General features: G+C 48.5%; 16 protein-coding genes and 1 pseudogene. 11 read left to right on the forward strand and 6 right to left on the reverse strand.

Annotated elements, in window-relative coordinates:
- A pseudogene (locus CHB59_RS10900) lies at positions 1–291 on the reverse strand (transposase); the annotation flags it as partial.
- 320 nt (positions 292–611) lie between these two features.
- Between CHB59_RS10900 and CHB59_RS10905 the strand changes: the two are divergent.
- The 4 genes from CHB59_RS10905 (at position 612) to CHB59_RS10925 (ending at position 4,390) form a co-directional block, all read left to right on the forward strand.
- A complete protein-coding gene (locus CHB59_RS10905; RefSeq protein WP_089376273.1) occupies positions 612–1,106 on the forward strand; it encodes a GlcG/HbpS family heme-binding protein in 495 nt (164 codons plus the stop codon).
- A gap of 21 nt (positions 1,107–1,127) precedes the next feature.
- Entirely contained in the window at positions 1,128–2,429 is a 1,302-nt protein-coding gene (locus tag CHB59_RS10910; protein ID WP_089376274.1) for a PQQ-dependent sugar dehydrogenase, read from the forward strand.
- A gap of 23 nt (positions 2,430–2,452) precedes the next feature.
- Positions 2,453–3,046: a TetR/AcrR family transcriptional regulator gene (locus CHB59_RS10915; RefSeq protein ID WP_089376275.1), complete on the forward strand. Its 594-nt coding sequence runs from the start codon at positions 2,453–2,455 to the stop codon at positions 3,044–3,046.
- Positions 3,047–3,385: 339 nt separating this feature from the next.
- Positions 3,386–4,390 carry an aldo/keto reductase gene (locus CHB59_RS10925; RefSeq protein WP_089376277.1) on the forward strand — a complete coding sequence of 335 codons (1,005 nt, stop codon included), beginning with the start codon at positions 3,386–3,388 and terminating at the stop codon, positions 4,388–4,390.
- 110 nt (positions 4,391–4,500) lie between these two features.
- Here the strand turns inward: CHB59_RS10925 and CHB59_RS10930 are convergent, their stop codons facing one another.
- Positions 4,501–4,818 carry a hypothetical protein gene (locus CHB59_RS10930; protein ID WP_089376278.1) on the reverse strand — a complete coding sequence of 106 codons (318 nt, stop codon included), beginning with the start codon at positions 4,816–4,818 and terminating at the stop codon, positions 4,501–4,503.
- Between the two features lie 163 nt (positions 4,819–4,981).
- Here CHB59_RS10930 and CHB59_RS10935 point away from each other — a divergent pair, with 163 nt between their 5' ends.
- Positions 4,982–5,587: a TetR/AcrR family transcriptional regulator gene (locus CHB59_RS10935; protein WP_179212147.1), complete on the forward strand. Its 606-nt coding sequence runs from the start codon at positions 4,982–4,984 to the stop codon at positions 5,585–5,587.
- Positions 5,588–5,599: 12 nt separating this feature from the next.
- Here the strand turns inward: CHB59_RS10935 and CHB59_RS10940 are convergent, their stop codons facing one another.
- Positions 5,600–6,979 carry a DHA2 family efflux MFS transporter permease subunit gene (locus tag CHB59_RS10940; RefSeq protein ID WP_089376279.1) on the reverse strand — a complete coding sequence of 460 codons (1,380 nt, stop codon included), beginning with the start codon at positions 6,977–6,979 and terminating at the stop codon, positions 5,600–5,602.
- 25 nt (positions 6,980–7,004) lie between these two features.
- Complete coding sequence (locus CHB59_RS10945) at positions 7,005–8,489, reverse strand: efflux transporter outer membrane subunit (protein WP_089376280.1); 1,485 nt, start codon at positions 8,487–8,489, stop codon at positions 7,005–7,007.
- A gap of 91 nt (positions 8,490–8,580) precedes the next feature.
- Between CHB59_RS10945 and CHB59_RS10950 the strand changes: the two genes are divergently transcribed.
- The 6 genes from CHB59_RS10950 to CHB59_RS10975 all read left to right on the forward strand — a co-directional run bounded on the left by CHB59_RS10950 (position 8,581) and on the right by CHB59_RS10975 (position 15,420).
- Positions 8,581–9,192: a TetR/AcrR family transcriptional regulator gene (locus CHB59_RS10950; RefSeq protein ID WP_089376281.1), complete on the forward strand. Its 612-nt coding sequence runs from the start codon at positions 8,581–8,583 to the stop codon at positions 9,190–9,192.
- A gap of 70 nt (positions 9,193–9,262) precedes the next feature.
- Positions 9,263–10,375: an efflux RND transporter periplasmic adaptor subunit gene (locus tag CHB59_RS10955; RefSeq protein ID WP_089376282.1), complete on the forward strand. Its 1,113-nt coding sequence runs from the start codon at positions 9,263–9,265 to the stop codon at positions 10,373–10,375.
- The gene (locus tag CHB59_RS10960; protein ID WP_089376283.1) at positions 10,372–13,437 is read left to right on the forward strand and encodes an efflux RND transporter permease subunit; all 3,066 of its coding nucleotides are present in this window, start codon (positions 10,372–10,374) and stop codon (positions 13,435–13,437) included. Before CHB59_RS10955 ends, CHB59_RS10960 begins: the two co-directional genes overlap by 4 nt.
- 41 nt (positions 13,438–13,478) lie before the next feature.
- On the forward strand, positions 13,479–14,285 hold the full coding sequence (locus CHB59_RS10965; protein WP_089376284.1) for an oxidoreductase: 807 nt from the start codon (positions 13,479–13,481) through the stop codon (positions 14,283–14,285).
- Between the two features lie 72 nt (positions 14,286–14,357).
- Positions 14,358–14,846, forward strand: a complete 489-nt coding sequence (locus CHB59_RS10970; protein WP_089376285.1) for a GlcG/HbpS family heme-binding protein — start codon at positions 14,358–14,360, stop codon at positions 14,844–14,846.
- A gap of 49 nt (positions 14,847–14,895) precedes the next feature.
- Complete coding sequence (locus tag CHB59_RS10975) at positions 14,896–15,420, forward strand: 3'-5' exonuclease (RefSeq protein ID WP_245835125.1); 525 nt, start codon at positions 14,896–14,898, stop codon at positions 15,418–15,420.
- Here the strand turns inward: CHB59_RS10975 and acuI are convergent, their stop codons facing one another.
- Both acuI and parC read right to left on the reverse strand, forming a co-directional pair.
- Positions 15,421–16,392 (reverse strand): acrylyl-CoA reductase (NADPH), encoded by a 972-nt coding sequence (gene acuI, locus CHB59_RS10980; RefSeq protein WP_245835126.1) that lies wholly within the window; start codon positions 16,390–16,392, stop codon positions 15,421–15,423.
- A 221-nt stretch (positions 16,393–16,613) separates the two neighbouring features.
- Entirely contained in the window at positions 16,614–19,163 is a 2,550-nt protein-coding gene (gene parC, locus CHB59_RS10985; protein WP_089376288.1) for a DNA topoisomerase IV subunit A, read from the reverse strand.
- Position 19,164 lies beyond the last annotated feature (1 nt).

A 19,164-nucleotide genomic window follows, 5' to 3' on the forward strand; every position in this document is an offset into this window, starting at 1 on the left:
ATGCGTACTTTACCCGGACAGCTTGGCAAAGTACGCGGCGGCCTTTTTTAGGATATCTCGCTCATCCGTGACGCGACGCAGCTCAGCCTGAAGGCGACGGATTTCTGCTTGCTGATTAGAGGAGTGCTGTCGTTCGTCTTTAGGGGTGCCGCATCGCTTGATCCAAGCATAAATGCTATGACTTGAAACGCCCAACCGCTCAGCGACCTCTGCCACAGAAAACTGACGCTCAGTGACTTGCTTGACGGCGGCCTGTTTGAATTCTTCGGTGTAACGTTGTTGCTTGCTCATGATGTCTCCTCAACTTGCATAGTTTGAGGCTCTTGAGCTGTCTAGGAAAGTGGGGGCGATTCAGTTAAGCAATAAAGGAGAGGGGCAAGAGTATCTAAAAGTTGTTGATTGCAGCATACATTGCAAATAGATGTCATTGAGCTAAACCCGATCTTATAAGACTTATTGCAGCCTAAGGAGAAGTCAAAACAGTCCTGAGTCGAATAAATTTTAAATTATGATCGTAATTTATATTTGACACCCAATCAAAACCCTTTATTATGATTACGTTCGTAATATAAAAGAACGCATCATTACTTCACCAATACAAGGGTTTTATCATGAACATCAAAACAGGCTTTGGACTTCTCGTTGCTTTAGGTCTGAGTACACAAGCATTCGCACTAGACACAGCTCCAGTGTTAAATCTGGAAACTGCACAAAAAATCGCAGCAGGTTGCCAAACTAAAGCAGCTGAAAAAGGCTGGAAGATGAGTATTACTGTCGTGGATGCCGGTGCGAATGCCATCTACTTCCAACGTGCGAATGGTGCCTACATCGCTTCTGCAGAACTTTCTAGACTGAAGGCTGAAAACTCAGCCAAGATGCAGTTGCCGACTAGTGTGCTTGAAGACTTTTCCTTTGGTAAAGACAAGAAAGGCGGTCCAGCACCTGGTCTCGCGAATCTACCTGGTTTCGTGACATTGGCAGGTGGTATTCCACTTCATGCTGGCAAAAGTTTCATCGGTGCCGTTGGCGTAAGTGGTGGCCTTCCCAATGAAGACGCAGAATGTGCCCAAGCTGGGGTCGATGCAGTTAAGTCACTTTTGAAATAATCCAAGTTAAAGCTCATCTTCATGAAATTATTGATCATCCCTTTTACTCTCGCCATGGCTCTAAGTGCTTGTGGTGACTCTGCCAAAAATGATGTATCTGCCGGCATTGGTGAAAATATCACTTTGCCACAGCCAGTTGAAACAGCGATTCCCACAGTGCATGTAGCTAAGGTCGTGGGTTGGCAAGGTGAAACCAAACCAGAGGCTGCGCCCGGTACCAAGGTTGTCGCTTACGCCAAACTGCTGGAGCATCCTCGCTGGCTATATCAATTACCAAATGGTGATGTGCTCGTGGCAGAGTCCAACTTTGTCATGCAAGGGTTGGAAGGCAGTATAAAGGGATGGTTTGCCAAGTATTTCCTGACCAAGGCAGGTGCGACCGGAGTCAGTCCGGATCGTATTACCCTGCTGCGGGATAAGGATGGTGATGGTGTTGCCGAAACCAGATCGACCTTCTTGGCCGGGCTTCATTCGCCTTTTGGTATGGCATTAATTGGTGATAGGTTTTATGTTGCCAATGCCGATAGTATAGTAAGTTTTCCCTATAGCGAAGGTGATATGACCATCGCAGCCGCACCGACAAAACTTATAGATCTTCCAGGCATGCCACTTAACCATCACTGGACCAAAAATATCCTGGCTACAGAAGATGGACGTAAGTTGTATGTCACAGTTGGATCCAATAGCAATATTGGTGAAAATGGAATGGATATTGAAGAGGGCCGTGCTGCCATTTGGGAAGTTGATATTGAATCTGGTCACCATCGTATCTATGCCTCCGGCATCCGAAACCCAAATGGTTTAGTGTGGGAACCAGAAACCAAGAAACTCTGGACGGTAGTCAATGAGCGTGATGAAATCGGGAGTGACTTGGTCCCAGATTACATGACGTCTGTTCAGGAGGGTGGATTCTATGGTTGGCCTTACAGCTATTATGGTCAACATGTAGATACTCGTGTAAACCCACAAAATCCAGAGTTGGTAGCAAAAGCCATCGTGCCTGACTATGCATTAGGTCCACATACCGCATCCTTGGGCTTGACAACAGCTACAGGAAATCAATTGGGACAGGCATTTGAAAATGGCATGTTTGTCGGCCAGCACGGATCATGGAACAGACGTCCGTATAGCGGCTACAAGGTTATTTTTGTACCATTTAAATCGGGAAAGCCGTCGGGAAAGCCGATAGATGTATTAACAGGTTTTATTGATGCCGACGACAATGCGCAAGGCAGGCCAGTGGGAGTGCTGGTTGACAAGGCAGGTGGGCTGTTGGTAGCCGATGACGTAGGCAACACTATATGGAGAGTCACAGCTCATTAGCATTGTAATAATTTAGGAATTTGATGAAAGTAACTAGAGCAAAGTCCATTGAAAACCGAGAAATTGTGCTGGAGACAGCTGCCAGGTTGTTTCGGGAGAAAGGATTCGATGGTATCGGTATCAGCGATCTGATGAAAAGTGCTGGCTTGACGAGTGGGGGATTCTATAAAAACTTTGAGTCCAAAGAGGATTTGATCGCCAAATCTTGTCAGCGCTTATCTGAGCGGACAGCAAGTCGATGGAAAGAGCACATTGCTAATCCTGAAGTTCCCAATCCACTCAAGCGGATTGCGAGTTCATACCTATCTGAAAAAAACCGCGACAACCTTGCGACTACTTGTATGTATTCAACATTGGCCGCAGAGGTACCCAGGCATGGAAAAGCCGTGCAAAAGGTATTTGCCGAAGGCCTAGAATCAGTTCTTGAAATTTTATCAACATTGGTCCCCGGTAGTACCGAAGAGGAAAAACGTGCCAATGCAATTGCCATGTTTTCTCAATGGGTTGGAGCATTAATTCTTTCTCGAGCAGCTTCTGACAACACGCTTTCGGATGAAATACTAGCTGTTGCTAGAGAAGGTAGCCATCTTGAAGGCAGTGGACTTCGCGAGAGGTAGTAATAGTTTTATTAGCCTTATATGCGCTGGCAGAGCCTATCGAGTTTGTAAGTGGATCACTGCCGCATCCACTGCCAATACATTGTCGATATACCAGACACAATCATAAGCTCCGGTCAAGTCAAACATCTGCCTCATATATACCTTTATCTCCACACGATGCTGACGCAAGGTATGGTCGTGGCTCATGGCCCTGTCGTTAATGCCGCTGGAGGCTATGGCGTGTCGCTGTTCAAAATTGAAGACGATAAAGGATCCGATCATAAAGAACGGTACCGGTTCTACGAGTATTTCCAAATGAATGATTGCCTTTATTTTTAATAATTCAGGAAAACAAATATGAAATACACCATTTTTGGTAAGACTGGACTGCAGGTTTCACAAGTTGCATTGGGCACAGGGAATTTCGGTACTGGATGGGGCTATGGTGCAAATCCCGATGCTGCCGAGGCTGTCTTCAACACCTATGCGGACGCAGGTGGCAACTTCATCGACACGGCCGATGTCTATCAGTTCGGCCAGTCGGAAGAACTGCTTGGCAGGTTGTTACAGGGGCGGCGAGAAGAGTTTGTACTGGCAACCAAGTACACCAACGGAGCCACACCCAACGCCAATCGGCTGGTGACAGGCAATAGCCGTAAGGCGTTGGTAGCCTCTGTTGAAGCCAGCCTCAAGCGGCTCAAGACTGATCGAATCGATATCTACTGGACTCACCATCCAGATGGCTTCACTCCCATTGAAGAAATCGTACGGGGGTTTGAGGACTTGGCTCGATCAGGAAAAATTCTTTATGCAGGTTTATCAAACTTTGCTGCCTGGCGCCTAGCTCGAGCCGTTACGTTAGCTGAGCTGACCCACGCTGTACCAATCTCTGCCGCACAGTTTGAGCATAGCTTGGTGCATCGCGAATCTGAAACCGACCTGTTTCCTGCCTCAAAGGCATTGGGGCTCGGCGTCGTGACTTGGTCACCGCTGGGTGGTGGCATGTTGACCGGCAAATACCGTCGAGGTGAGCAAGGCCGTGCCGAAGGCTTCGGTGGCCGAGTGTTCCAGCCGGAAAACTCGGCACAGCGCACCCAGATACTCGACACCGTAATCACCATTGCAAAAGAACTTGGTGTCAGCGCTAGCCAAGTCGCCATCGCCTGGGCAGGGAGTCACGGTGCCGTCCCGATCATCGGACCACGCTCACTAGAACAACTGCAGGATAACCTTGGCGCAGTAGTGGTAGACCTTTCCTCCGAGCAAATCAGCCGTCTTGATGCAGTGAGTAGCTTATTGCCTGCGTCATCTGTCAGAACCCCCATTCCCTGGGCAGATGGGGTAACCAACGTCGTGGCTTAATTCTTCCCGAGGTCAAAGCCGCCGTTACGATATTGTTATGTCCATGCAATTAAAAAAGCATATGCACTGTGAATGCATATGCTGAGATAAATGGATATGAGCTAGTAAAACTAGTTCTTGCGGTACTTTGACTCGAACTGGTTTGTTAACAGGTCGGATGCAGGAGGTGTTTTAGTTACATCATCCTGTGTTGCAGGCGTTACGCGAGCATTCCTATCCAATACTGCGTCAAAAAACAGATCCAGAGATTTGTCGGTATCAGGCTTGTCGTTAGAAGTCGCAGTAGCTTCAGGCGTCCAGTGGCCTTGCAAGGTTCTTTCGACAAATACGTTTTTTGATTGATCTGGATTGCTATTGTCTGCAAGCGCAGTGCCTGCTGAGCCTATAGCAAGAAGGAGGCTGGTGATAATGGCGACGTTGATCTTCATGTTAAACCCTTTCAATTAATAAAATGTTTATCAGATACGATCAATCAAACTATGGAGAAATTTGATTTATGTAACCTGGATTACATTATTAAATAGCCCCATTGCTTTTGTCAACACATTTATGTAATCTACATTATATATTTAATTTTAACGGGTGGTTATCATGTCTCCAGCAGGTCGGCCAAGGACATTTGATCGAGATGAAGCTTTGAAGAAAGCCATGATGGTTTTCTGGGAAAAGGGCTTTGAAGGCACAACTATGGCTGATTTAGTTGCCGCCATTGGGATGAAAGCGCCTAGTGTCTACGCCGCATTTGGTAATAAGGATGCCTTGTTCAGAGAGGTTGTTGATATTTACCGAGGTAGAGTTGAGCAAGGCCCCTTAAAGGTGCTGAATGACACTCCTTCGGTTTATACAGCGCTTGAACAATCCCTGCGTCAAAACGTAGAGATGTTTTCAGGGCCCAATCCTCCTAGCTGTTTGATTATGGCTGGTGCAATTAACTGCGCCCCCGAGCATCAGGAGCATGTTAATTACCTCATGGGGTTGAGAGCGCTGTACCGAGACATTCTCAAGTCCAGATTCGATAGGGCTTTGACTGAGGGGGAGCTCGTTGAGGGAACCAACACCAGTGCCCTGGCTGAGTTTTACTTCAGTTTTATTCATGGGATGGCTCTACGCGCAAGAGATGGCTCTTCAAACGCCGAGTTACTTGCTTCCACTGAATTTGCCTTACAGGCATTAAAACCAGTCCTCAAAGACACCTAATATCCTCAACTGTCATTGTTTTGGAGCCGTGTCTACTTGCGTTACTAGAATGGCGGCAAGCACTGCCAGCCCAATCTGAATCAGGTAAAGAGTATGAAAGTCGGCTATCTCCAAGTGGGAATACGCTAATACACTAATCGTGATAGCCACGCCAACAACTGTTCCAATTTGCCTGATTGCTTGATTGATTGAACTGCCTATTGCGTAGTCTTTTTTAGGAAGATCATGGACAGCAGCAGCGGATAGGGATGGCATCACCATACCAATTGCAATGCCAGTCAACATTTGTCCAGGAAGCCAGTCAATCAAGTAATTGGGAGTGATGCCGGGCACGGCCAGGTACCAGTAAGCGCCAGCTGCGAAAGCCAAGCATCCATACATGAGGAGCTTTCTATGCCCAATTCTCGAGGCAATCTTGCCACTCAGGATGGCCACAGGGATGACCATCAATGGGCCTGGCGTAATGGCTAGCCCTGTAAGTGGTAGACTGAAGTGCCAGATGTTCGTCATGAAGAAGAAAAAAGAAAAGAACATGGTGGCAAAGGCAACCGAGAATAGGAATGCAGCAATATTCACGAATAGATAGGTTCTATTCTTGAACAAGGCCAAGTCCACTAAGGGGTTGGTTGCTGTTTTACACCACATTGCAAATGCCAACATCACAGCGCCGCTCGCCAAAAATATAACCAGTCGTTGCACCCAAGTAATGCTCATGCTGCCTAGGCCAATGATGCTTGTAATCATGAGGCCAATAGACAGAATGATTAATGCCATGCCTACGGCATCCAATCTTACGTGGGTCTTGGCGTTGCTGGATTCAGTCAGCCTTTTGCTTCCATGCAGAACGCAATAAATACCAATCGGCACATTAATGAAGAATGCCCACTCCCAACCAAGGCTATCGACGATGAATGTGCCGGATGCAGGCCCAAGTGCGGCAGCGAGTGCACCGACGGCAGCCCAGGCGCTAATGACTTGGGCCCTTTTAGTTTGGGGGAAAGCTTCCAGGATGAGGGATAAAGCCGCCGGGCCGATCATTGCAGCCCCAATAGCTTGAAGCACTCTTGCCGAGATTAGGAGATATATATTGGGAGCGAGGCCGCATAAAAATGATGCCAACGTAAATAAAACCACGCCCAGCATGAATATCCGCCTCCTGCCGTACCTATCTGCCAACCCTCCTGCTGGGATCAGAGTGGTGGCATACACAATTGTGTATGCATTCATTACCCAGGAGATACTGGAGGAGCTTGCTTGAGGAAAGCTGGCCGTAATGCTGCTAAAGGCGGCATACAGAATTGTGGAATCTATGGAAACCAGAAATGTGGCAAGGCTAGCTATGCCAAACACTGACCAAAGATTCAAGGCTGGATTATCAGGCTGTTTTACCATGGTTGAGATTCTTTTGCCTACCTACTCAAGGTGCTTTGGCGGTGTTGACCTGTCCAGGAGCACGAGATACCAAGCTGTCATTGCTCCATCCACCGCCAAACGCTTTAAACATGGCGACAGCAGCGTGCGCCGCTTCAGTCCGGGCCTGTGCCCGAGCTTCAGCAGTTCTAAGGAGGCTTTCGTCGGCATGCAGCACGTCAATAAGACTGCTAACACCCTTTTGGTATGCGATAAAGGAAGACTCTCTAGCTTGCTGTAGAGAAAGCTCGCCCTCTGTCAGTGCTTCAAGCTGTTTATCTCGTTTTGTCAGCACTGAAATGGAATTCTCTACATCCTCAGTTGCTCGGAGCGCAGCTTGGCGGTATGCAGCCAATGCTTCCTGCTCCTGCCCTTTGGCGATGTCGATTTGTGCATTGATCCTACCAAAATCAAATAATCTCCACCGTAGTCCCAAGACTCCGGCAGCCTGGTTGGCATTACCACTGAAGAGATTACCAGAGGAAATTGCAGTTGCACTGCCTAGTAAAGCATTGAGGCTAAACTTAGGATAGTACTCAGAGATAGCAGCCCCAATTCTTGCATTGGCAGCCTTCAATCGCTGTTCCGCCACTATGAGATCTGGCCTGCGCAGCATTAAGTCTACTGGAGAGCCGATGTCGCTCACTTGAGGGGCATAAGGGATTGTTGTTGAATGGCCAATTTCAGATATATAAGTCCCTGGCGCGACACCCAACAATATATCGAGCGAGTTCATAGCAACATCCAACCCAGCCTCAATGACAGGAATGGCTGCTTTTGCATGTGAAATCGCTCCTTCGGTTTGCTGTACTTGCAGCTTAGAAGCCAACCCTTTTTGATGCAGTATGCTCACCTTAGATAGTAAGTCTTGCTGGGTTTGGAGTTGTTTTCGATTGATGTCCAGGCGTGTTTGTAGTCCACGTATCGTGATATAGGTGTCAGCAGTTTGAGCTGCAATCGCTAAGCGTGTTGCATCCCCACCTGCTTTGGCCGCGAGATATTCAGAAATTGCCGCCTCTCGCTCACGGCGTAATCCTCCAAATATGTCTAGCTCCCAGCCAGCAACAAGGTTGGCCTCATACATTGAGGCATTTCTATCATAGCCTGGGACATTATTGAGTAGTTGCCCCAGTGGAGTTTCTAGTGATTGATGCACTCTGGTTCCTTGCACGGAACCGTCAATCGAGGGCATTAGGGCAGCCTGCGCCATGCTCAGGCCTGATTTGGCTTGGGTAATGCGAGCAGATGCTTGTGCTATATCTAGGTTTTGCTCCAATGCCAAAGAAACGAATCGGCTTAATTGTGGATCCTCGAAACTATCCCACCAAGACACCATATCTTTGGCCGTCTTGTCTTTGCGCTGCTCAAGTTGAGCTTGGCCCATGAAGTGGTCTGGGAGCAATACGTCTGGCTTTTTATACTCAGGGCCAACGGCACAACTAGCTAACAGGCTGGAACTTACCAGAAAAGCAACAGAGCGGCGTAAGGACATAGCGATCCTTGAACTAAAAGTGAATATTAGTGACTATATTACTAAATGGTCACTATTTGTCAAACAAATCAAAGGAAGGTAAGCTCGGCTTATGAACCAGAAGATATCCCCACCATCAAGAGGCCCTGTTGATCACGATGTGCGAAACCAGATCGTTGAAGCAGCAGCTGAACATTTCAGCCGTTATGGGTATGAGAAAACCACTGTCTCCGATCTAGCCAAGGCGATTGGATTTTCTAAAGCCTATATTTATAAGTTTTTTGACTCAAAGCAGGCTATTGGCGAAGTGATTTGCTCCAATACACTTCTTAAGATAACCACCACCATTAATGAGAGTATGGATGGTGCGCCCACAGCTTCAGAGCGCTTCAGGCGCATGTTTAAGTCCGCAATCGGGGCGAGTGTTCAGCTGTTTTTCCAAGATAGAAAACTTTACGATATTGCTGCAGCAGCTGCGGGTGAGAATTGGAACTCAGTTGCCAACTATGATCTTAAGTTGAAGCAAACTATCCTTGATGTCCTTCAAGAGGGACGCGCGTCTGGTGAATTTGAGCGTAAAACTCCTATTGATGAAACGGTGAATGCCATCTACTTCGTGATGAAGCCTTATCTCAACCCGCTACTTCTCCAGCACAACTTAGATCGCGCCGAAGATACGGGCGTGATGATTGTGAATCTCATACTCCGAAGTTTAGCCCCTTAATTTTAGTGACTATTGACTGATTTGGTCACTAGATGCAAAATGCGTTACTACCATTTTGAAGGGGTAACCTATGCTTCGCCGCAGACATGCATCAGTCGTTGTCATCACTCTATTCCCGCTGGCGCTGATTTCCTGTGCCGAAAAGACGGCCTCTGACCCTCGTACTGAAGTCCCCACTGTTCGCACTGGGTATGTTCAAGCTGCCACTCAACAAAGCCGCGCATTTACAGGTGTGGTGGGTGCGCGCGTTCAAAGTGATATAGGGTTTCGAGTTCCAGGGAAAATTCTCGAGCGCTTGGTAGACGTTGGCCAGGTTGTTAAACGTGGACAACCACTGATGCGACTCGACCCTGTGGATCTTCAGCTGGTTGCCCATGCTCAATTGGAGTCGGTAGTCGCGGCGAAAGTACGCGCCCAACAAACAGCTGCGGATGAAGTTCGATATCGCGATCTGGTTACTACGGGTGCCATTTCAGCTTCCACCTATGATCAGATCAAAGCTGCTGCAGATGCTGCTCAAGCACAATTGAAGGCTGCTGAAGCGCAGGCGGACGTTGCCAAAAATTCTTCGACCTATGCGGTTTTATTGGCTGATGCTGATGGGGTTGTAGTTGAAACGTTAGTAGAGCCTGGGCAAGTGGTCGCAGCAGGTCAGCCCGTGATTCAAATTGCCCATTCCGGCAAGCGTGAAGCCATCATCAATCTACCTGAAACAATCCGTCCCGCGTTAGGAGCTGTCGCCCAGGCGAGGTTATATGGCCATGAAGGTACTCCGACTCAAGTAAAACTCAGGCAGCTGTCCGCCTCTGCTGATCGCCTTGCAAGAACGTTTGAAGCCCGCTATGTACTTGAAGGTGACTTAGCTCAGGCTCCTCTAGGAGCCACGATTACTATTCAGATCGCAGACAATACTGGCTCCAATACCCATCCAATCCAAGTGCCAATATCAGCTATCCTCGATGCCGGAAAGGGAGCTGGGGTATGGGTTGTTGAAGGTGAGCCTAAGCGTGTTGTTTGGCGCGAAGTAAAAATACAGAAATTAACTGACGAAATTGCTGTGGTGGAAGGCAACCTTCAGGAGCATGAAAAAATTGTCACGCTAGGTGCTCATCTTCTTCATGAGGGTGACGAGGTAAAGGTTGCTGAGGTCATTTCACAGGAAAGTACGGGAGGGGTGAAATGAGCAGCAAGTTTAATCTCTCGGCACTAGCTGTCAGGGAACGTTCTATCACGTTATTCCTGATTATCCTGATCACTGTGGCAGGCATTGTTGCATTCTTCAATATGGGGAGAGCAGAAGATCCTCCCTTCACCGTAAAAATAATGACGGTTGTGACTGCATGGCCAGGGGCAACAGCCCAAGAAATGCAGGATCAGGTAGCAGAAAAGCTAGAAAAGCGGATGCAGGAGCTGCGTTGGTATGATCGATCCGAAACCTATACACGACCTGGTCTCGCATTTACTACAGTGACCTTACTGGATGGCACTCCCCCATCCCAAGTTCAAGAGGAGTTTTACCAAGCACGCAAAAAAATCAGTGACGAAGCACTATCACTCCCCCATGGAGTGATAGGCCCATTCGTTAATGACGAATATGCTGATGTTACTTTCGCCTTATTTGCACTAGAAGCTGAGGGCGAACCTCAGCGGCTTCTCGTTCGGGATGCTGAAAAAATGCGGCAGCGCCTGCTACATGTGCCTGGCGTGAAGAAAGTGAACATTATTGGGGAGCAGCCAGAGCGGATATTTGTCAGTTTTTCCCATGATCGGCTGGCTACGCTCGGCATTACACCGCAAGAAATTTTTACCGCGCTTAATGACCAGAATGTATTAACGCCTGCAGGCTCAATTGACACCAAGGGTTCAAAGGTCTTCATTCGGATTGAGGGTGCATTTGATCAACTTCATAAAATCAGTGAAACACCCATTGTTGCCAAGGGACGGACACTTAAATTATCTGATATAGCAACAGTGGAAAGAGGGTATGAGGATCCATCTACCTTCATCGTTCGCAATAATGGGAAGCAGGCTTTGCTTCTTGGCATCATTATGCGGGAAGGCTGGAATGGGCTGGATCTAGGCAAAGCCCTTGATAGTGAGGTCGCCGCTATCAATGCTGAGTCACCTCTGGGTATGGGATTAAGTAAAGTCACCGACCAGGCAGTCAATATTCATGGCGCTGTAGATGAGTTCATGGTCAAGTTCTTCGTAGCGCTTCTCGTCGTTATGTTGGTCTGCTTTTTGAGCATGGGCTGGCGCGTGGGCGTTGTTGTGGCTGCTGCAGTGCCCTTAACACTCGCAGCTGTTTTCTTGATCATGGCAGCGACGGGTAAGAATTTTGACCGAATTACTCTGGGCTCATTGATTCTGGCACTAGGGCTGCTCGTTGATGATGCCATCATTGCCATTGAAACCATGGTTGTAAAAATGGAAGAAGGCTATAACAGGATCGCTGCGTCTGCATATGCTTGGAGCCATACAGCAGCGCCTATGCTATCGGGCACGCTTGTAACAGCAATTGGCTTCATGCCGAATGGATTTGCCCAGTCAACAGCGGGTGAATATACGAGCAACATGTTCTGGGTAGTAGGTACGGCGCTCATTGTGTCTTGGTTAGTCGCTGTTATCTTTACGCCTTACTTGGGCGTCAAAATGCTTCCAGACATTAAGAAGGCGGCAGGAAGCCACGCGGAGATATACAACACACCAAATTACAGAAGATTTCGCGCTTTACTTGGTCGCGTGATTCGATACAAATGGGCGGTAGCAGCGATTGTGGTTGGTAGTTTCGTTGTTGCGGTTCTTGGTATGGGCATTGTAAAGAAACAGTTCTTCCCAACATCGGATCGCCCAGAAGTTCTGATTGAAGTTCAACTGCCATATGGCACATCCATTGAGCAAACCAGCATTGCTACAGCAGAAGTTGAAGCGTGGCTTGCCAAGCAAGAAGAGGCCAAAATTGTAACCTCGTATATCGGCCAGGGCGCTCCTCGCTTCTACTTGGCGATGTCACCTGAGCTTCCTGATCCCTCTTTCGCAAAGATTGTTGTTCGAACTGAAAATCAGGAAGAACGAGAAACCCTGAAAATAAGGCTGAGGAAGGCTATTGTGGACGGATTGGCTCCGCAGGCTAGAGTGCGCGTGACCCAATTGGTATTTGGCCCATACTCACCCTATCCGGTCGCATTCCGTGTTACTGGAGAAGATCCTGTAAAGCTAAGGGCAATAGTGGAGTCGGTAGCCAAATTAATGCAAGCCAGCCCGATGATGCGCACAGTCAATACGGATTGGGGTACGCTCGTACCATCTCTCCATTTCACGCTTAATCAGGATAGGCTCCATGCTGTCGGTTTGACGCCGAGCAGTGTTTCTCAACAACTCCAGTTCTTGTTAACCGGCATCCCGATCACGGAGACGCGAGAAGATATCCGGACTGTCCAGGTTGTGGGGCGGGCCAGTTCAGAGCTGCGTCTTGATCCAGAAAAAATTGCTGGCTTCACTCTGGTTGGCTCAGCCGGACAACGCATCCCATTATCTCAAGTTGGTAAAGTGGAAGTGAGGATGGAGGAGCCCATCTTAAGAAGACGGGATCGGACACCAACCATTACCGTGCGAGGTGATATCTCGGAAAGTCTCCAACCGCCAGATGTGTCAGCCGCTATTTTGGAAGAACTCCAGCCCATTATCAGCAGCTTACCTGCTGGCTACAAGGTCGATGTGGCAGGAGCTATTGAGGAGTCTGAAAAAGCCACCAAGGCGTTGCTACCATTGTTCCCCATTATGATTGCAGTGACATTGCTCATCCTGATTCTGCAGGTACGTTCGATTGCTGCAATGGTGATGGTATTTGCTACCAGTCCTCTTGGTTTGATCGGGGTAGTGCCTACGTTGCTGCTGTTCCAACAACCGTTTGGCATTAATGCACTCGTTGGGCTGATTGCGCTATCAGGCATATTGATGCGGAACACATTGATCTTAATTGAGCAAATCAACCACAACCTCAAGGAAGGCTTAAGCTCCTTCGATGCGGTAGTAGAAGCGACAGTTCAACGCGCAAGGCCGGTCATTCTTACAGCCCTTGCAGCGATATTGGCATTCATTCCACTGACGCATTCGGTATTCTGGGGCACCCTTGCTTACACCCTAATTGGTGGCACTTTCGCAGGGACTATTCTGACACTCGTGTTCCTACCAGCCATGTATTCCATCTGGTTCAAGATCAAACCTTCGCTGTCACACGGATGATGACTATTCATCCAAATTCAACCAAATGAAAGGAATCTGTTATGTCTAATTCCAAAGTTGTTGTTGTTACTGGGGTGTCTTCGGGCATTGGCCGTGTTACTGCACAGAAGTTTGCCGAGCGTGGTTTTCAGGTATATGGCACTGTCCGCAATAAAGCGACAGCCTCCCCAATTCCTGGCGTAGCTCTGGTCGAAATGGATGTGCGGGATGAGGAGTCTGTTAAACAGGGATTTCAAGCCATAGTGTCTTTGGCCAAAGAGATCAATGTCCTGGTCAACAGTGCAGGGGTGACACTCCTTGGTGCTACAGAGGAGACATCGATTGTGGAAGCTCAATCATTGTTCGATACCAATGTTTTCGGTATTTTGCGCACAACGCAAGCAGTACTTCCCTACATGCGAACTCAAAAGTCAGGGAGGATCATCAACATTAGCTCAGTGCTAGGTTTCCTTCCAGCACCCTATATGGCGCTCTACTCGGCTTCCAAACATGCGATAGAAGGATTGTCTGAGAGTTTGGACCATGAGGTACGCAATTTGGGAGTTCGCATTTCACTCGTTGAGCCGTCGTACACAAAGACTAATCTTGATCTCAATGCACCTACTGCGGCAAATGAAATTCCAGCTTATGACAATGATCGTAATAAGGTTGCCAATGCTGTGCAAAAAAGTGTGCAGAACGCCCCTTTGCCGGATAGTGTTGCGGAAACGATTGTTCAAGCCGCTTTAGGGCAATGGAAAATGCGCCACACCCCAAAAGGGGAGGCCTCATTATTGCGGAAGTTACGCCGCTTCATGCCAGCTGGCCCTGTTGATTCAAGCTTGAGAAAAACATTTGGCCTTAATTAGAACTTGAGTTTCAGGAATATCCGACTATTTTTCACCACCGCAACATCAATAAATTACTTAAAGGATCCCAAAATGCATTTCAAAATATTTGTGACTAGTTTGGCAATCATTGGAGCCACCCTGAGTTTTAAGGCTGGGGCATTGGAAAGTCAGCCAGTATTGAATCTTGATACTGCTAAGAAAATAGCGGCCGGCTGTCAGGTTGAGGCTTCCAAGCATGGCTGGAAAATGAGTGTGTCAGTCGTTGATGAGGGTGCAAACCCAATTTACTTTCAACGTGCTGATGGCGCATACATCGGTTCAGGAGAAATCTCGAATCTGAAGGCTCTGAACTCAGCCAAAATGCAAATGCCAACCAGTATGCTGGACGAGTTTGCCTTTGGTAAGGATAAGAAAGGTGGGCCTGCACCTGGCTTAGCCCACATCCCAGGCTTCATTACCATTGCAGGTGGCCTGCCGATTAAAGCGGGTAATAAATTCCTGGGAGCAGTGGGAGTGAGCGGCGGAATGCCTCACGAGGATGAAGCTTGTGCTCAAGCGGGTCTAAATGCATTGAACTGACCACTCAAATAACTTCTACATGCTTCATGACAACCCTGAGAAATGTGCCTTGATTCTTGTTATTGATCTTGAAGCCACATGCTGTGATCAAGGCACCATCTCGCCGGAGCAGATGGAAATCATCGAGGTCGGTGCAGTTTGGGCTAAGCCTACAGGTGAGGTCATCGACACCTTTCAACGTTTCGTGCAGCCACAGGAACGCCCTCAGCTCACATCTTTTTGCCAATCGCTGACACATATTGAGCAAACCAGTATAGATACTGCAACCCATTGGCCCAAGGTGGCTACCGAATTGGCGGAGTTTTCCCGCCGTTACTCGGGCGAATGCTGGGGAAGTTGGGGTGCCTACGACCGTCGGCAGATTGAGCGCGAATGTGTTCGGCATAGTATCGAAAATCCACTGGTAGGATTTTCTCACATTAACCTTAAGGCAACTTTCGCCAAGGCGCGTAAGATCAAGCAGGTGGGTATGGCTACTGCACTGAATATCGTAGAACTAAAACTGGAAGGTGATCACCATCGCGCCCTTATGGATGCTCAAAATATCGCCAGGCTTTTGCCATGGTCACGTTAGTCAAGTTGTGCCTGTATTCACCACAAACCTTCCTCTAAACTGATTGTTTAACAGTTGGTCACAGTAACGCGGCACATCTTCTAGGCTAATTTCTGTGGTTAATGCCTCTAATCTGGCGGAGTCTGCCAATTTAGCAAGCCTTTCCCACGCAATAATTCGATCAGCTTTAGAGCGGCGTACACTATCAATACCGGCTAGGGTCACACCTCGTAAAATAAATGGCGCGACAGTGATTGGTAAATCTATACTTTCGGCGAGACCACAAGCTGCGACTATGCCTTGGTAACGCGTGGAGCTACAAAGGCTCGAAAGTGTTTTACCACCAAGCACATCAATGGCCGCGGCCCAGCGCTCTTTTAATAATGGTTTTGATGGGGGCGGTAGTAGGGCTTTATCCATTACCTCAGTGGCCCCTAGAGACTTCAAGTAATCTGATTCAACCAAACTGCTGGTGATGGCCACTACCTGAAAGCCAAGTTGACTTAGTATTAAGGTTGCAACACTTCCTACTCCACCTGTGGCACCCGTGACTGCAATTTCACCATCTTCAGGCTTCAATCCATGTTGCAGTAAAGCCTGAATGCAGAGCATTGCTGTGTATCCTGCTGTTCCAAGGGTCATAGCGTGCTTGGGAGATAAAGTCGGTGGGAGTGGAATTAACCAGTCTCCATTTACCCTGGCAAGTTGAGCCAAGCCTCCCCAATGAGTTTCGCCCACCCCCCAGCCATTCAAGATTACATTGTCACCGACCTTGAAGTCAGGATGGCTTGACTGCTCAACAACCCCTACAAAATCTATACCTGGAATCATTGGGAAGTTACGAACAATCGGGCCTTTTCCAGTTATAGCTAAAGCATCTTTGTAGTTGATAGTCGAGTACGAAACCTTAACTGTCACATCTCCCTCTGGCAGTTGAGCCTCATCAAGCTCTTTTAGCGTTGTCGAGTACTTGGTATCACTTTTCTCAATCATCAAACCCTTGAACATTCTTACGCACCTCGCAAATTTCAGATTTTTCGCAATAGGTATTTTACACAGCGCTTACAAAAATTATGACGAAATCCAAAAAAGATATGGGGCCTAATTAATTTTTCGTCCGAAAGCGAATAGAACGGGGTAAACTCCCAGCATATACAATTACTTATAATTCCATCTTAAATGAAAAACTCTACCAATCCAACCGGAGATAAAGGTCAAATAGGATTACCTTTACGAGCACGCCTAAAAATATACTTGTGTAGCCTTTCATCTTTCAGGATGCTGACTTTTCCACGCTTAGAAACCACAGGTACTGCCAAAGGGCTGGGGTAAATGCCAATCTCAGCAATCACATCCCCCTCTGGGATATCCATAATTGTGACCCCTTTCCCTCCAGCATTAAGTCTCCTCATTTCATCCAACCTGAAAATCAGCATTTTGCCTTGCGAAGATTTGGCCACTACGTGGTGATCACCGATCTCAAGCGGCACCGGGACAGGCTCAAGAATTTTCTCCTTGGCCTCAATCGTCATGAAGGTCTTGCCTGCCTTGCCGCGCGCCACCAAGCCGGATAGCTTGGCCATGAAACCAAAGCCATTTTCACCGGAGAATAGATAACTCGCCTCGAGATCACCGGATAGAACATGAGCGATCTTAGCTCCATCGCGGAGATCCACCAGACTGGTCACTGGGACGCCATCTCCCTTGCCGCCAGGCACCAGGGAGGCTGGGAAAGAATAGGCGCGGCCGTTGGTATCAAGCAGAATGATCTGATTCACTGTCCTGGTCTGCAGTACGACTAGCTGGCTATCTGCTGGCTTCCAGGTAAGGTTGGCCACATCCACATCATGGCCCTGTCTGGATCTGATCCAGCCTTGCCTAGATAGAATAATCGTGACAGGCTCATCAGACACCATGGCATTGGTGTCCAGGCGTACGCGCTCAACCGGCTCTATCAAGGTACGTCTATCGTCACCATACTTTTTGATGTCATCACGAATTTCCTTGATGATTCTGTTACGCATGGCACTGTCGCTACCCAACAGCTCCATCAATCCCGCCGCTTCCTCGCGCAATTGATTGATCTCATTTTCAATCTTGAATCCTTCCAGCCTGGCTAGCTGGCGCAGCCTGATTTCCAGGATATCCTCCGCCTGAATTTCTGAGAGCTTGAACGCCTCAATCAGGCTGGCCTTGGGTTCATCAGACTCACGAATAACCCGGATGACCTCTTCAATATGCAAGAAGGCAATCATGCGGCCTTCAAGGATGTGGATTCTGGCATTGATCTTATCCAGAGAGAATTGCGAACGTCTGGTCACCGTGGTGAACCTGAACTCTGCCCATTCACGCAATATTGCCACAATGCCCTTTTGGCGCGGCGCACCATCAAGACCCAGCGTATTCAGATTGATTGGGAAACTCTTCTCCAGATCGGTGTACATAAGCAGGAAATTCATCAAGGCATCAGGGTCTACCTTGGAACTCTTGGGCTCGAGCACAATACGCACCGTACTACCACTTTCATTGCGATAGACATCAAGCATGGACTGCAAGGCCTGCTTGCGTGTGATTTGCTCCTGCGTCAGTGCCTTTTTATTCTTGCCGATCTTGGGATTCGTAATTTCCTCGATTTTGGACATCACGCTCAGAGGCGAGAGCTGATATGGCAGCTCGGTGATAATGATGCGATATTGCCCGCGGGCCAGCTGTTCAACTTCCCAGCGGCAACGCGCGCGTAAATTGCCGCGACCGGTTCTGTAAGCCTGAAGAATATCGGCCCTGGAGGATAGAACCTGGGCACCCTCCGGGAAATCTGGCCCCGGCACTACTTCCATGATGCTGTTGAACAGCTTTTCAGTCTGCTCAGGGGTCGGTTCTAGACCATTCAATTTGCCTATGTCTTTGATGACCAGTATGGCCGCCTCGGAAACCTCACGCAGATTATGCGGGGGCGCATCACCGGAAATGCCCACGGCAATGCCCATGTAACCATTCATCAACAGAAATGGTAGGCGGGCCGGCAAAAGGGCAGGTTCTTCAAAGGAACCATCATAATTTTTATTGAAATCGACGGTGCCCATATCAATCTCCGACAACAACAGCTCAGAGATCGGGGTAAGCCGCATTTCGGTATAACGCATAGCAGCAGCGGTGTCACCATCACGGGAGCCAAAGTTACCTTGGCCATCAATCAAGGGGTATCGAAGTGAAAACTCTTGCGCCAGACGGACGGCGGCCTCATAAGCCGCGGTGTCACCATGCGGATGGTATTTACCAATCACATCCCCCACAACGCGGGCTGATTTCACTGGCTTGGTCGTGTGCGTGAGACCAAGCTGGCGCATCGCATACAGGATGCGACGTTGCACTGGCTTCTGCCCATCCTGTACATTGGGGATTGCCCTGCCCTTCACTACCGACATGGCATACACCAGATATTGGGCCTCGGCGTAAGGGCCAAGCCTGGCAGTTTCACCACCGTCGCCGTCTCGACCAAACCCCATCAATTCCTCGATTGGGATGTTGGGTGGTACTGCATCACCACCATCCATTACCTCATCGCTAGCCTGTCTGTCAGCTTCAGCCTCATCAAGCAGATCGATATCAGGAGCATGCACTACGGGGTCCTGAGCAGCCAGTGCCCCCTCCTCCTCATTGCTTTCAACCGGTGAGTTTGCCTCATTTGGCTCCGCAAGCTCGGCAAAGAGATCGCCACTATCATTCGACGAAGTAAGGCCTTTTTTCCTACCTGAAACAGACATG

The organism is Methylobacillus rhizosphaerae (genome assembly GCF_900187985.1).
GTDB lineage: Bacteria > Pseudomonadota > Gammaproteobacteria > Burkholderiales > Methylophilaceae > Methylobacillus > Methylobacillus rhizosphaerae.

What these genes read in the sequence shown, in the direction of transcription:
- CHB59_RS10905 (WP_089376273.1), top strand. Translation starts at nt 612, where the DNA reads ATGAACATCAAAACAGGCTTTGGACTTCTCGTTGCTTTAGGTCTGAGT.
- CHB59_RS10910 (WP_089376274.1), top strand. Translation starts at nt 1,128, where the DNA reads ATGAAATTATTGATCATCCCTTTTACTCTCGCCATGGCTCTAAGTGCT.
- CHB59_RS10915 (WP_089376275.1), top strand. Translation starts at nt 2,453, where the DNA reads ATGAAAGTAACTAGAGCAAAGTCCATTGAAAACCGAGAAATTGTGCTG.
- CHB59_RS10925 (WP_089376277.1), top strand. Translation starts at nt 3,386, where the DNA reads ATGAAATACACCATTTTTGGTAAGACTGGACTGCAGGTTTCACAAGTT.
- CHB59_RS10930 (WP_089376278.1), bottom strand. Translation starts at nt 4,818, where the DNA reads ATGAAGATCAACGTCGCCATTATCACCAGCCTCCTTCTTGCTATAGGC.
- CHB59_RS10935 (WP_179212147.1), top strand. Translation starts at nt 4,982, where the DNA reads ATGTCTCCAGCAGGTCGGCCAAGGACATTTGATCGAGATGAAGCTTTG.
- CHB59_RS10940 (WP_089376279.1), bottom strand. Translation starts at nt 6,979, where the DNA reads ATGGTAAAACAGCCTGATAATCCAGCCTTGAATCTTTGGTCAGTGTTT.
- CHB59_RS10945 (WP_089376280.1), bottom strand. Translation starts at nt 8,489, where the DNA reads ATGTCCTTACGCCGCTCTGTTGCTTTTCTGGTAAGTTCCAGCCTGTTA.
- CHB59_RS10950 (WP_089376281.1), top strand. Translation starts at nt 8,581, where the DNA reads ATGAACCAGAAGATATCCCCACCATCAAGAGGCCCTGTTGATCACGAT.
- CHB59_RS10955 (WP_089376282.1), top strand. Translation starts at nt 9,263, where the DNA reads ATGCTTCGCCGCAGACATGCATCAGTCGTTGTCATCACTCTATTCCCG.
- CHB59_RS10960 (WP_089376283.1), top strand. Translation starts at nt 10,372, where the DNA reads ATGAGCAGCAAGTTTAATCTCTCGGCACTAGCTGTCAGGGAACGTTCT.
- CHB59_RS10965 (WP_089376284.1), top strand. Translation starts at nt 13,479, where the DNA reads ATGTCTAATTCCAAAGTTGTTGTTGTTACTGGGGTGTCTTCGGGCATT.
- CHB59_RS10970 (WP_089376285.1), top strand. Translation starts at nt 14,358, where the DNA reads ATGCATTTCAAAATATTTGTGACTAGTTTGGCAATCATTGGAGCCACC.
- acuI (WP_245835126.1), bottom strand. Translation starts at nt 16,392, where the DNA reads ATGATTGAGAAAAGTGATACCAAGTACTCGACAACGCTAAAAGAGCTT.
- parC (WP_089376288.1), bottom strand. Translation starts at nt 19,163, where the DNA reads ATGTCTGTTTCAGGTAGGAAAAAAGGCCTTACTTCGTCGAATGATAGT.